Annotated in this window: 1 protein-coding gene; it reads right to left on the bottom strand. The window is 67.4% G+C overall.

Annotated elements, in window-relative coordinates:
- A partial coding sequence (locus AAEZ09_RS28040) for an HAD family hydrolase (RefSeq protein WP_350601603.1) occupies positions 1-285 on the bottom strand: 285 nt, incomplete at both ends.

The raw sequence follows: 285 nt of genomic DNA on the forward strand, positions 1-285 counted from the left end.
GACCAGCACCCCGCGCGCGCCGGCAGCTCTGGCGCACTCCAGGTCGAAGCGGTAATCGCCAACCATCAGCATCGCCGATGGTGCCACGCCCCAACGCTCGGCTAGCTGCAGCAGGCCGCCCGGGTGGGGTTTGGGCGGCGCTTCGCCGCGACCAAGGATGTCCTCGGGAAGAAAACAGTCGCCCATGCCGACCACTTCCAGAGTGACCTTGGCCAGCTCGTGGGCATTGCGGGTCAGGACGCCGAGACGGCAACCGCGATCACGTAGTGCATGCAACAGCTCGCG

The organism is Pseudomonas sp. 65/3-MNA-CIBAN-0223 (assembly GCF_040310425.1).
In the GTDB taxonomy this organism is placed as follows: domain Bacteria; phylum Pseudomonadota; class Gammaproteobacteria; order Pseudomonadales; family Pseudomonadaceae; genus Aquipseudomonas; species Aquipseudomonas gregormendelii.